General features: G+C 42.5%; 13 protein-coding genes. 7 read left to right on the plus strand and 6 right to left on the minus strand.

The features are described from left to right. Positions 1-167: 167 nt before the first annotated feature. The gene (locus ACTL4S_RS13370; protein WP_005094827.1) at positions 168-740 is read right to left on the minus strand and encodes a peptidylprolyl isomerase A; all 573 of its coding nucleotides are present in this window, start codon (positions 738-740) and stop codon (positions 168-170) included. Between the two features lie 103 nt (positions 741-843). Here ACTL4S_RS13370 and ACTL4S_RS13375 point away from each other — a divergent pair, with 103 nt between their 5' ends. Then, positions 844-1,518 (plus strand): acetoacetate decarboxylase family protein, encoded by a 675-nt coding sequence (locus ACTL4S_RS13375; RefSeq protein WP_441299509.1) that lies wholly within the window; start codon positions 844-846, stop codon positions 1,516-1,518. Between the two features lie 70 nt (positions 1,519-1,588). Here the strand turns inward: ACTL4S_RS13375 and ACTL4S_RS13380 are convergent, their stop codons facing one another. Beyond that, positions 1,589-2,659 (minus strand): alpha/beta hydrolase, encoded by a 1,071-nt coding sequence (locus tag ACTL4S_RS13380; protein WP_441299510.1) that lies wholly within the window; start codon positions 2,657-2,659, stop codon positions 1,589-1,591. Between the two features lie 217 nt (positions 2,660-2,876). Here ACTL4S_RS13380 and ACTL4S_RS13385 point away from each other — a divergent pair, with 217 nt between their 5' ends. From ACTL4S_RS13385 to ACTL4S_RS13410, 6 genes are all read left to right on the plus strand, one after another. Continuing rightward, on the plus strand, positions 2,877-3,377 hold the full coding sequence (locus tag ACTL4S_RS13385) for a hypothetical protein (protein WP_004728958.1): 501 nt from the start codon (positions 2,877-2,879) through the stop codon (positions 3,375-3,377). Between the two features lie 1,003 nt (positions 3,378-4,380). Then, positions 4,381-4,929, plus strand: coding sequence for a nucleotide exchange factor GrpE (gene grpE, locus ACTL4S_RS13390; protein ID WP_004647116.1), 549 nt, complete (start codon positions 4,381-4,383; stop codon positions 4,927-4,929). A 118-nt stretch (positions 4,930-5,047) separates the two neighbouring features. Next, on the plus strand, positions 5,048-6,988 hold the full coding sequence (gene dnaK / locus ACTL4S_RS13395) for a molecular chaperone DnaK (RefSeq protein ID WP_441299511.1): 1,941 nt from the start codon (positions 5,048-5,050) through the stop codon (positions 6,986-6,988). 146 nt (positions 6,989-7,134) lie between these two features. After that, positions 7,135-7,956 (plus strand): OXA-134 family carbapenem-hydrolyzing class D beta-lactamase, encoded by an 822-nt coding sequence (blaOXA, locus tag ACTL4S_RS13400; RefSeq protein WP_441299512.1) that lies wholly within the window; start codon positions 7,135-7,137, stop codon positions 7,954-7,956. A gap of 71 nt (positions 7,957-8,027) precedes the next feature. Beyond that, complete coding sequence (locus ACTL4S_RS13405) at positions 8,028-8,936, plus strand: matrixin family metalloprotease (RefSeq protein WP_253145802.1); 909 nt, start codon at positions 8,028-8,030, stop codon at positions 8,934-8,936. A gap of 105 nt (positions 8,937-9,041) precedes the next feature. After that, entirely contained in the window at positions 9,042-9,419 is a 378-nt protein-coding gene (locus tag ACTL4S_RS13410; RefSeq protein ID WP_441299525.1) for a hypothetical protein, read from the plus strand. A 57-nt stretch (positions 9,420-9,476) separates the two neighbouring features. Here ACTL4S_RS13410 and erpA read toward each other — a convergent pair whose 3' ends face one another. The 4 genes from erpA to ACTL4S_RS13430 all read right to left on the minus strand — a co-directional run bounded on the left by erpA (position 9,477) and on the right by ACTL4S_RS13430 (position 13,405). After that, positions 9,477-9,812, minus strand: coding sequence for an iron-sulfur cluster insertion protein ErpA (gene erpA, locus ACTL4S_RS13415; RefSeq protein ID WP_004281944.1), 336 nt, complete (start codon positions 9,810-9,812; stop codon positions 9,477-9,479). A gap of 121 nt (positions 9,813-9,933) precedes the next feature. Continuing rightward, positions 9,934-10,941 (minus strand): putative solute-binding protein, encoded by a 1,008-nt coding sequence (locus ACTL4S_RS13420; protein ID WP_191112719.1) that lies wholly within the window; start codon positions 10,939-10,941, stop codon positions 9,934-9,936. 194 nt (positions 10,942-11,135) lie between these two features. Then, positions 11,136-12,146 (minus strand): putative solute-binding protein, encoded by a 1,011-nt coding sequence (locus ACTL4S_RS13425; protein ID WP_005094844.1) that lies wholly within the window; start codon positions 12,144-12,146, stop codon positions 11,136-11,138. Positions 12,147-12,400: 254 nt separating this feature from the next. Continuing rightward, positions 12,401-13,405, minus strand: coding sequence for a putative solute-binding protein (locus ACTL4S_RS13430; RefSeq protein WP_409655333.1), 1,005 nt, complete (start codon positions 13,403-13,405; stop codon positions 12,401-12,403). Positions 13,406-13,431 lie beyond the last annotated feature (26 nt).

Below are 13,431 nucleotides of genomic sequence, written 5' to 3' on the forward strand. Positions count from 1 at the left end.
TGCTCATTATAGGGCAATTTCTTACACGTGCAAGCGCTTTTAACGCACAGGAATCATGAGTGTTTTATTTTTATGCACCAAATTGGTTCAATTCCATACAATTCATTACATAAGTACATATTTTTAAAACAGAAATATAAATTAAATATTTCTGCTTTATTCTATGCCTAATTTTTTACGACTGGTGCTTTAATCGTCACACTGGTGATTTTTACAGGGTTCACCGGCACATTTTGATGCATTCCATAGTTTCGGGTCGGTACTTTGGCAATCTGATCGACGATATCCATGCCTTTAGTGACCTTACCAAATACCGCATAGCCGGCATTTCTAGCAGAACGATCCAGGAAATCATTATCGACCAGGTTCACAAAGAATTGTGCTCGGGCAGAATCCGGCTGATTGGTACGGGCCATGGCTAAAGTACCGCGTTTATTTTGCAGACCATTCGACGATTCGTTTTTAATGGGTGCTTTTGTATTGGCTTTTTCCTGCATGTTTACATCAAAGCCACCGCCCTGCACCATAAAGCCGGGAATGACACGGTGAAAAATCGTGTCCTTATAGAAGTTGCTCTTTACATAGCTTTCGAAGTTCTTTGCCGAGATTGGGGCTTTGTCATTGAAGAGTTCAATTTCAATATTTCCAGATGAAGTCTTCATCTCAATAATCGTATTGGCAGCAAAGCTTGGCAGACTGACCGCAGCAAGTGCGATGACACATAATGATTTCTTTAACATTTATTAACTCATCTACTTAGAAGTAATGGTTGTGAATGACTATATATTAATCTTTTATAACTCATAATGCAGTGACCTGCCGACTAAAGACAAGAGAATAAGAATGAAGCATGCATTATTACAGGAGCAAAATATCCACCAGTTTCCACCTTGGCGTTTGCAGGGTGAGGGTTTTATTCTGAATTATTGGCTGACCCCCAGCTTTATTGAGCAAGCGAAACAGTTCCGGATCGCCCCTTCTCCGCTGGGTCGTATGGTCCAAGTCTTATTGGTGCGTTATCACGCTTCGCCGATTGGCCCTTATGATGAGTTACTGATTCTGGATCATCCTTTAATTAGTAAACGGCGCCTCAGTTCGATTCCTAAAATTTATGTGTCTACCCATGAGTCTGTGGTACACGGTCAGTATTTATGGGGCATTCCCAAAGAACATGCGCAATTTGAATGGCAGGAAAAGGATCAGGAAGTGCTGTGTCAGATTCAGCATCAAAACCAGCATATGACGATTCGGCTGAAGAAAACCAAATCTGCACGCCAGTTCTACATTAATAGTCATCATATTCCAGCGTCTATGCTGAAGATTCAGCAAGCCTGGAAAGGGCAGCGTTTTCAGTTTAGTCCACAGTTCCGCGGTCACCTCTCCAAACTCTCGCAAGTAGAGTGGCAAGATGCCGAGAATATATTTCCAGACTTTTCCAAAGCCAAATTGCTGCAAAGCTTTTATGTCCCCAAATTCAATCTGATCTTTCCTGAAGCCCAGATCAACAGCAAAGTATAAGAACTGATAAAAACTTAGCTATAAAAAAAGGTGTTTCATGAGAAACACCTTTTGCGCTCGCGCCTTGGATTTAACTATTTTTGTCCCAGAATTTGCGGAAGTTTTTGCTGATCTCAATCACATATTTTTTGGCACGGCGAGAGATCGGCGTCAGGTTGATAAAACCATGTGCCTGATCGGTATATTCATGATAATGAACACTCACGCCATTCTGACGTAGTTTATGTGCATAGATTGAACCTTCATCATGCAGGACATCATGGCGTGCGGTAATTACATAACTTGGCGGTAAATTCCGCAATTCACCATAAGTAGGTGAAATCAGCGGATCATCCAGTTCAATCTGATGGGTTTGGGCATACATGAAGGTCACCAGATCAATATCCTGCTCCGAAAGTACCAGTCCATCTTTATAGGCATAAAAAGAAGGATGGCGACTTTTAAAATCAACTGCCGGATAAAGCAAAAGCTGCGCTCGTGCGGCATAAGATTTGCCTGTACTGCGCTGAGCTACAACAGTAGCCAGATTTCCTCCCGCACTGTCCCCTGCCACGGCAATGCGGTTTTTATAGACTTTTAGTTGTTTGCTATGCTGATGTGCCCAAGCCAAGGCATCTTCACAGACTTGTACCATCTGCAAGGGACTAAATTCTGGCGTCAGCGGATAAGCCACGCTTAGCACCTGTACTTTGGCATGTACTGCCAGCAAGCGACAGAATTCATCATGGCTGTCCAGACCGCCCACCATAAATGCACCGCCATGATAAAAAATCACCATCGGTAACTTCTTTTGCGGTGCAGGATGATAATGTCGTGCAAAAATACTGCCACTCTGTAGAGGAAGGCGGAGCTCTTCGACAAATTTGACCGCGGTCGGTCTAGCCCGGATCGCTTTCATGCGTGCATCAAACAATGTGCGCGAATGTGCCAGATCCTCACTGATAAAACTGCTATGCCCCTGTTTTATCTGGATGGCCATCAGGCATTTAACCAATGGATCTAAATCAGGATAAACATGAGGATAATCCAGAGCCTTAACTAATGCTTCCTGTGCAATGCCAGGTAAGCGGTCCAGCATACGCGCTGCCGTCCCTTGTCCCTTTTCCATCACACTTTTCAGAACCGGAGGATTCACAGTCATTATTTTTAGTCCTTATTCTCTTAATTCTTCATAGTTTCTACACGATTAGCGTTTCAGTGACCATATTCTTATATAAGTCTTAATATCAATGTACATATAGCTTCTACTCGATACGTTACCCTCATTTATAAAAGATGTCATTGACCGTTTAAAGGTTATTTTTGACGTACTTTTGCGAGCTTAAGTATATTTTTTATTACAAATCGGGAGGATGCCTATGGCTAGCAAAATTATAGCTCTGTCTTTGGCGACTGCATTTTTAGCTGTAGGCTGCGTCGCATTTCCTGAAGATGGTGGCTATTATGATGGTCGCTATGATCAGCGTTATGACCGTCGCTATGAACTGGACCGGCGTTATGAACAAGATCGTCGCTATGAGCGGCAACGTTGGGAATATGAACAGCAACGCAAACGCATTGAACTGGATCGACGTAAACAGGAATTACAACATCGCAATTGGGAGCAGGATCGTAAAAGACAGTTAGAGCTGGATCGACGTAAAAGCCAACTGGAACGACAGCGCCATGAACAGCAACGTAAAAATATCATGACGCAACGGCAAAAACAGGCAGAGGCAGAACGTAAACGTCGTCAGGATCTGGAGCGTAAACGTGTAACAGATCAACGCAGTAAAAAAGTCCAGCAAAATCGTTCTAATCAACGCTGGAATGACAACCGACGTCATCAAGAACAACGTTCACGGGATCGTCGTGACTAAGACTTGAATCACCCTCTCTATTAAAAGCCCAGACTGGGCTTTTTTAATGAAAAAGGTAGCTGCCAGATAGACAAAGGCCCTAAAGAAAATTTCTTTAGGGCCTTTGCAGAGGGTTATGTTAAACGAACTTCCACTTCGCTTATGCTTCTCAGCAATTCAACCAGAACATCCTGTTCTCTACACAAATTATCCTATCGAATCAACTTGCTCTCATGAAGCGGACATTCACTATCCAAGCTGTAAGTTTTATCTTACAAACCGCTAAAATAGAGACGACTGATTCCAACAAATTCAAAAAAGGTAAATTCTGGACAAAAAAAAGGCTTATCTAGAGAACAGGATAAGCCACGAAAACACATTTCAAAATAAGAAGAAACTACAGCGATAGAATCTGGAATAAATATTAATCAAAAGTTCATCTATTGTGAAAGACTTTATTGCTTAGATATTAATCGTTTTTATGTCTAATAAATAAACAGGCAAAAAAAAGCTGAGTTTTGGGGATACTCAGCTTGAAAAAAGCAACTCTAAAATAGGGCAACAGCAACCCGGTTCGGCTCTCTCCTCTGAACAAGGTCGCTGTTAATAGAAGTATGATGCAATTTTTTTACCAATACTTAAAACGGATTAAAATTATTAATTTGATTCAAAAATACGATTATTCATTTTTTATATTTATTTTCAAATACTTAATTCTTAGATTTAGTCGCGAATTAAATCTATTCAGTTCAAAATTCGGATTCATCGCTGCTGATGTCCGTGTATTTTATTCTCATCCTATCCTGCTGTTGTGTTCTGAATAGCTTGTTCTGCTATCCGCTGGATTCAGTATTTTGTATAAATCTTAAATTTAATCTGGGTCGACGCTTGAATTTTTACACCCTGCCCCGATTTCTTTAGGTAATCAAGAACTTCACAACCATGGCAGTTCAGCATAAACGCAGTGAACACTGAGGCCTAAGGACTGTACATGTTTAAGAACCCATTTAAACGGAGTAAATCAATGGCGACTGAGCAAAACGAGCAAGCTCAACAACTTGAGCAAGAGCAAGCGGAACAAGATACAGCGCAAACTCAAGCTGAAACCGAGCAGGCTGAAGTTTCCGTTGAGTCTTTACAAGAGCAGATTGCGCAGCTTGAAGGTGATTTAAAGTTAGAAAAAGCCCGTACCGCCAATGCAGTTTATGAAGCACAAAAGAGTGTTGAACGTATTCAGCGTGAATCTGAAAAGCATAAAGATACAGTTCTGGAAAAGTTCTCTAAAGAGCTTCTAGAAACAGTCGACAATCTGGAACGTGCCATTGTGGCTGCAGGTGAAGAGCAAACACCATTGCGTGAAGGTGTTGAACTGACCCTTAAATCTTTATTGCATACCTTGGAGAAATTTGGGGTTGTGGCAGTGGATACCAACAACGGTTTCAATGCTGACCTGCATCAGGCAGTCGGGATTGATCCAAATGCCAAAGCAAATGAAATTGGGACTGTTTTGCAAAAAGGCTACACGCTTAACAGTCGCTTATTGCGTCCTGCCATGGTGATGGTCGGCGCTTAAGCCAAATAAATTCGGGAGTTTGTGAAATTTTTCAAAAATTTTACTTGAAAAAAATCGAACGGCTCTCATATCGGATAACAAGTGTAAATCACAAAAAAATTTTAGAGGAAACATCCAAATGGCTAAAATCATTGGTATTGACTTAGGTACTACAAACTCATGTGTTGCAGTACTTGAAGGCGACAAAGTTAAAGTAATCGAAAACGCTGAAGGCGCGCGTACCACTCCATCTATTATTGCCTATAAAGATGGCGAAATTCTGGTAGGTCAATCTGCAAAGCGTCAAGCAGTAACGAATCCGAAAAATACATTGTTCGCGATCAAACGTTTGATCGGTCGTCGTTATGAAGACCAAGCGGTACAAAAAGATATCGGTCTGGTTCCTTACAAAATCATCAAAGCTGACAACGGTGATGCTTGGGTTGATGTCAACGACAAAAAATTGGCGCCACAACAGGTTTCTGCTGAAATCTTGAAAAAGATGAAGAAAACTGCTGAAGATTACCTGGGCGAAACCGTAACTGAAGCTGTTATTACTGTTCCTGCTTACTTCAACGATGCACAGCGTCAAGCAACTAAAGATGCAGGTAAAATTGCAGGTTTAGAAGTTAAACGTATCATCAACGAGCCAACTGCTGCGGCACTTGCGTTTGGTATGGACAAGAAAGAAGGCGATCGTAAAATCGCGGTTTATGACTTGGGTGGTGGTACTTTCGACGTTTCAATCATTGAAATTGCGGACCTTGATGGCGACCAGCAAATTGAAGTATTGTCGACTAACGGTGATACATTCCTAGGTGGTGAAGACTTCGATAACGCGTTAATCGAGTTCCTGGTTGAAGAGTTCAAGAAAGAACAAAACTTTAACCTGAAACAAGATCCACTGGCGTTACAGCGTTTAAAAGAAGCTGCGGAGAAAGCGAAAATCGAGCTTTCTTCTTCAAATGCAACTGAAATCAACCTTCCATACATCACTGCTGATGCGACTGGTCCTAAACACTTAGTGATCAACGTAACACGTGCAAAACTTGAAGGTCTGGTTGCTGACCTGGTTGCGCGTACCATTGAACCTTGCCGTATTGCGCTTAAAGATGCGGGTCTTTCGACTTCTGACATCTCTGACGTAATCTTGGTGGGCGGTCAGTCTCGTATGCCAATGGTTCAACAGAAGGTTCAAGAATTCTTCGGTAAAGAGCCACGTAAAGACGTAAACCCTGACGAAGCAGTAGCCATGGGTGCTGCGATTCAAGGTGCGGTACTTTCAGGTGACAAAACTGACGTACTTCTACTTGACGTAACTCCGTTGACACTTGGTATTGAAACTATGGGCGGCGTGTTGACTGCAATCATCGAGAAAAACACCACGATTCCTGCAAAGAAATCTCAAGTGTTCTCAACTGCTGCGGACAACCAGCCTGCTGTAGACATTTCAGTTTACCAAGGTGAACGTAAAATGGCGCAGCAAAACAAATTGTTGGGTAACTTCCAGTTAGGCGACATCCCACCTGCGCCACGTGGTGTGCCACAAATTGAAGTATCTTTCGACATCAATGCTGATGGTATCTTGAAAGTATCTGCGAAAGACAAGAGCACTGGTAAAGAGCAATCGATCCAGATTAAAGCAAACTCAGGTTTGTCTGATGCTGAAATCGAAGCAATGATCAAAGATGCTGAAGCGAATGCTGAAGAAGACCGTAAATTTGAAGAGCTTGCAAAAGCACGCAACGAAGCGGATGCTTTAGTTGCTTCTTCACAAAAAGCAGTGAAAGATCTTGGTGAACAAGTGACTGCAGACGAAAAAACTGCAATCGAAACTGCGGTTTCTGAGCTTGAAGCTGCAACTAAAGAAAATGACGTTGAAGAAATCAAAGCGAAAACTGAAGCGCTGCAAAACATCATCATGCCAATTACACAACGTGCATATGAAACAGCGCAAGGCCAAGGCGGTGCGCAAGGTTTTGACCCTAATGCATTCCAAGGCGGCGAAGGTCAATCTCAAAAAGCGGACGACGGCGTTGTAGATGCTGAGTTCACTGAAGTAAAAGATGACAAAAAATAATTTGTCGCTTTAACTGAAAAAACCGCGCTTTCGCGCGGTTTTTTTATGTTTCGACTTGAAGGAATAAAATAAAAATTACCAAAATTTGATCGTATTTTCAGGAAAAGCTGTTTAAGTTAAATCAAACATTAAAATACCCTGAACCGATGAAAATTTTGATTTTGCTGCCTTTACTTAGTTGCTTGGGCCTGACAGCATGTAGCCTACCCGTTTCATCTCTCCCATCTCAAAGCACTTCGACTCAAGCGATTGCCAGCTTATTTGATCAGGCGCAAAGCTCTGGTGTTTTAGTGATTCAGCGTGATCAACAAGTACAGGTCTATGGCAATGATTTAAATCGTGCAAATACCGAATATGTTCCCGCCTCTACTTTTAAAATGCTCAATGCTCTGATTGGCCTGCAACATGGCAAAGCCACAACCAATGAAATTTTTAAATGGGATGGCAAGAAACGCAGCTTTACCGCCTGGGAAAAAGACATGACTCTCGGCCAAGCCATGCAAGCTTCTGCGGTACCGGTCTATCAAGAACTGGCGCGTCGTATTGGTCTGGAATTAATGCAACAGGAAGTACAACGCATCCAATTTGGTAATCAGCAGATTGGTCAACAGGTCGATAACTTCTGGTTGGTAGGCCCTTTGAAAGTTACTCCAAAACAGGAAGTCGAATTTGTTTCTGCTCTAGCCCGAGAGCAACTTGCCTTTGATCCTCAAGTCCAGCAGCAAGTCAAAGCCATGTTACTGCTACAGGAGCGGAAAGCTTATCGACTATATGTCAAATCCGGTTGGGGCATGGATGTGGAACCGCAAGTCGGCTGGCTCACCGGCTGGGTTAAAACACCGCAAGCCGAGATCGTGGCATTTTCACTGAATATGCAGATGCGAAATGGTATGGATCCGGCGATCCGCCTTGAAATTTTGCAGCAGGCTTTGGCCGAATTAGGGCTTTATCCAAAAGCAGAAGGATGACGCAAATAAAGCATGGGAAAGGCATTAAAATTAAGCTATATTTTTAAAAAATAGACATTTAAATAAAAAATATGCGTCTTCTGCTCTGTCTGCTCGTAGTTGGATTGATCATGTCTGCCTATCTGCATATGCAGACCAAAACCCATCCTCAACTGCGCTATAACTCGCTGGCTGATCGTTTGACTCATCCTTTCGATACCCGCTTACGTTTCCGGATTGATCAGGTCGATTCAGGCTTTGGACTAAGTAAAGATCAGGTCATTCAACTGAGCAAGGAAGCGATCGAAATCTGGCATCAGGGAAGCAATCGTGATGATTTGATGGTCTATGATGAAAATGCCAGGCTGAGTATTCACCTGATCTATGATCAACGCCAGCAAGACTATGATGCCTTGAAGAAAGTCGAAAAACAGTTGCTGGCAGATGACGCCAAGTATCAACGTCAGGTCAAAAATCTGGAAGCATCCCATCAGCATCTGGAAAGTCAGCAGCAACGCCTGATCCAGCAAAGAGATCAGATGAATAGTGAATTTCAGGCCTTACAGCAACGACGCCGTCAGCCAAATTTATCTGCTTATGAACATGAGCAGATTGAATATGAGGTTTTGGCTTTACAGCGCAAATCGGAAAGTTTTCAACGGGAACTTCAGTACCTTCAGGAACAGCAAAGTTCCTTTAATATGAATGTTTCCATGCATCAACATGGTCTGCAAAACCATCAGCAGAATATCATTCAAGCCCAACAGCGTTTCCCTGCCCGCGAATTTCATAAAGGCGTGTTTATGGGTGATCAAATTCATGTCTATCAGTTTGATGCAGAAGATGATCTCCGTCTGACTCTGGCACATGAACTCGGACATGCCTTGGGGCTGTATCACCATAATGACCCGGAAGCACTGATGTATCCGGTGCTGGGTAAACAGAATCTGCAACACTTCCAGCTGCGACCTGCAGACAAGACCTTGCTTTATAACCGTTAAGTGATCAGCTTGAATTCCCTAATTAATTTAAGTGTATAAGTATTATAAAAAACACTCTATTCTGATTTCATGTTATTGTGATTGGCTACATTGTTCAGGCCATCTTTGGAGATTCGTGTGAGTTACTACCATATTTTAATTGAAGTAAATGACCACATTAGTACGATTGATGAAACCCGTGATATCGAAATCTTTGATATCAAGGACATGCAACCCTATCTTCATTCGATTTTGCTGCCTTATTTCAATGAACAACTGATTGAACTCGACGATGAAAATCTGGAATATAAAGATATTCTGCATCTGGAAATCAAACAGACCTTATTACCGATCAATGACCTGATCGAAGAAGAACAGCGTCTGTTGCCAAGCGATACCGATATTACCATTAGCGCCTATGAAATTTTCAATAACCGCGAGTTGAGTCAGGATGTCACTACCGTGATCTTTGACCTGCTTGAAGCGGTAAAACTGGATAGCTAAACGTTCTTCCAGATATAAAAAAGTCCTCATTGAGAGGACTTTTTTTTGTGCATGGATTTAGATCGAGAATGAAGATCCACAACCACAGGTCGTGGTCGCATTCGGGTTTTGTACCACAAAACGTGAACCTTCCAGACCTTCTAAATAATCTACCACCGAACCGACCAGATATTGATAACTCAATGAATCGACCAGGACTTTAACATCGCCATTGGCAAATTCTGCATCATCTTCATTCTGGCTTTCTGCAAAATTAAAGCCATAAGAGAAACCTGAACAGCCGCCACCGGTCACATAGACACGGAGCATTAAGTCTTGGTTACCTTCACTGTCACGCAACTGGCGTACTTTATTTGCGGCATTGTCGGTGAGCACAAGCGCTTGGGCATTCATGGCGGATTCCTCTGTTGAATGGAATGTCTTTAAAAAGAAAAGACCATATTTAAGTATAGCACACTCAATATATGGTCAGTCTCTACAGATTAAAAGTCAAATCAGAGTAATTTTATCAGGATTATTTGTAGTTCTCATCCTGTAAGGCACATTCAAAGTTTTTCGGGTTCTGTTTGCAGCGGAATTGCCATAACAATTTCATCATACGTTTGTCATAAACACCGCGTTTAGTCAGGTCAATTCGGGAATCCCGCATCATTTTCTGGTAACCCGGTTTGTCTGCAGCAGGAATATCCATCCAGTATTTTGCTGGAATGTCCGCTTTCATTTTCCCCAAAATACCAAAGGCACGCGGTAACTGACTTCTCACCCATTCACGTGATTTTTGTCCGTAACCTGCCGGAAATTTATCTGGACGGATAATGATATTGCCTGTGACCTGCAACACCGGATAATTCACAATCGCGCCTTTGTTACCCAAACCTTTATGTAATTCCAGCGGTTTAAATACTGCTGCTGGTGCACCAATAATATCCACCTGGCCATTGTTAAACTTGGCACCAAAATTGGTGACATCGGCACTCACCGCCTGTGCGCCGACCTGCTGTACCATGATTTTTTGTGCTTCATCATAATCAAGTACGGCAATTTTTTTACCAGCGGCTTTAGCAACGGTATTAATACTGCGGTCGTTCACCAGCAGGAAAGCATCACCCACAGGAATGACACCGACTACCTCATATTTACCTTGCAGCATATGTTTGGCAAAGGTCGGACTGGCCAGTCCCTGCATGACTTTAACTGCCAGATTCAGATCTGGAATCGCGCCAATAGCATCGAGTGAACCGGTAAAATTATTGAACTGACGGCCACGCATCCCGGTCACACTAATGCCGTCACATTTTCCAGCTTTAAAATCTTCTGCAACCACCGCTTCATTGGTATTCACCCGCAGTTCGACATCTGCACCCCAATTTTTGGCCGCCAACTGATAGTCTTTCATCACACTATAGACATCACCGTTTTTACCAACCAGATCAAATACGCAAATTACCTGTTTAGCTTGCGCCAGACCTGAAACAGCCAGTGTCGCCGTAGCCAATGCCAGTGCTTTCCATCCTCTATGCATCATCCTCATTTCCTTATCGCTTGTTTTTGTTATTGCAGTTTTAGTCACATGTGATTGTTTTTTATATAAAACATGCGAATTTAATATTTAGCTCAAGCTTAAGCTATTTTATTCGCTGCACAATGGCAGATCTGACCTGGTTCAGCCATAAAAAAAGCCTAGATCAATCTAAGCTTTTTTCTTTAAAAATCAGATTATTCGCCAGCAATTGAACATTCAAAGTTGGCCTTATCGACAGAACAGCGTGCACGTTTTAAGACCGACATCATGCTGGCATCATAGATTCCGCGTTTGGTCATATCCATCCGGCCATCACGTAACATTTTCTGATACTTGGTTTTATCTTCAGCGCTCAGATTCATTTTATATTTCGACGGAATACCCGCTTCCAGACGGCTGATCATCCCCATGCTCTTTGGCAGGTTTTTGATAAACCAGTCACGCGATTTCTGTCCAAAACCTGCGGGGAATTTTTCCGGACGAATCACAAAATCAGAGGTGACATGCAGTACCGGGAAATTAAACATTGCGCCGTTATTACCCAGACCTTTATAGATTTCTAATGGCTTGTAGGCATAAGCAGGTGCACCGACCATATCCACCTGACCATTGTTAAATTTGGCGACAAAGTTAGAAACATCGGAGATCACTGCCTGCGCACCGACGCGCTGTACCATGATTTTCTGGGCATCGTCATAGCCGAGTACGGCGAATTTCTTCCCTGCGGCTTTTTCAATCGAATTGATATTCTTGTCACGAACAAAAATAAATGCTGAACCCAACGGTGAAATACCGGCAATTTCGTATTTTTTGCCGCCCATATTACTGACCATTTTCGCTGCATTACGTTTGTCCAGAGCAAAACTGATCGCACGCTGGGCAATGGCATTACTTGGTGCACCGCCCAGTGCATCAATAGAACCGGCAAATTTATTGTATTGACGGGCACGCATGGCTGTCATAAATACACCATCACATTTACCGGCCTTGAAGTCATTGTCGGCAACCGCTTCATCCTGACGGGCAATCAGATTGATTTCTGCGCCCCAGCCTTTTGCAGCCAGTGCCCATTCTTGCGCCATCTGGAAAGACTCACCGGATTTACCCAGTAAGTCAAACACACAGATATCGACTTTTTCTGCATGCGCCGCACTTGCAAAACCAAATGCAGAGAATGCAGCCAATGATAAGAGTGTTTTTTTCATTGTAGTTATCCTTTGAAATCTTGTTATTCGCTGAGTGTCCGTACACGGGACAAATATTAAGCAAGTTTAATTAAAAAAAATAGAGCATTTACTCCATTTAAAACCGGCATTTTGGCCTATAAAGATAAATCAGCAATAGTTGCCTAAGTTATTTTTAAATATATATTTAAATATCAATATCTTAATATTTAAAACTGCTTTCTTATAATTACATTTACCCAGATATAGTTACAAAGATATACATGATTTCAGATTTATTCGCCACCAATCGAACATTCAAAATTGGTTCTTTCTACCGTACAACGCGCGCGTTTCAATACGTTCATCATGCCCTGATCATAAATCCCCTGTTTGGTTAAATCGATCCGCCCATCACGCAGAATCTTTTGGTAGGCCAAACGATCTTCACGGCTTAGATTCAGAATATATTTGCTTGGAATCTCAGCTTCCATGCGCTTGACCATGGCAAAGCTGCGCGGTAACTGTTTCACAAACCAGTTTCGGGATTGTGCGGCAAAGCTTGCCGGAAACTTTTCCTGACGAATAATCAGATCAGCAGTGACATTAATCACCGGAAAATTAATCATTGCGCCTTGACGGCCTAGTCCTTTCTGTAATTCCAGCGGTTTAAATGCATAAGCCGGTGCAGCGACAATATCCACTTCGCCCTGATTAAACTTGCGAATAAAATTGGAAATTTCCGACATGACCGGTACTGCTTCAATCCGGTCGACCATGATTTTTTGCGCATAGTCATAATGCAGCACGGCAAATTTCTTGTCTTTGACCTGTTCCAGTTTATTTAGAGTACGATCACGAACAAAAATATAGGCTGGGCCAATCTGACCAATACCCGCCACTTCGAATTTTTCTTTGCCAATCTGGGTGATCAGGCGTTTGCTATTGCGTTTATCCAGTACATAGCTGATGGCTTTCATGGCAATGTCATTATTCGGCACGCCGCCAATTGCATCAATCGATCCAGCAAATTTGTTATAAGCCCGGGCACGCATTGAGGTCATATAGAAGGCATCACATTTTCCGGCTTTGACGTCCTGATCGACCTTGGCTTCATCCTGATAGGCGCTTAACTGAGTTTCGGCACCCCAGCCTTTTGCTGCCAGCGCCCATTCCTCCAGCAGCTTGTAAGACTCACCAGATTTCCCCAGCAAATCAAAAACACAGACATTCACTCTAGCTTGAGTCGAAGTCGACACCAAAAGACCCAGTGCCGACAAAATTAAACATCCCTTTTTCATTTTTATTTGACTCTATGGTATTTTTT

This window comes from Acinetobacter lwoffii, assembly GCF_052078135.1.
GTDB lineage: Bacteria > Pseudomonadota > Gammaproteobacteria > Pseudomonadales > Moraxellaceae > Acinetobacter > Acinetobacter lwoffii_Z.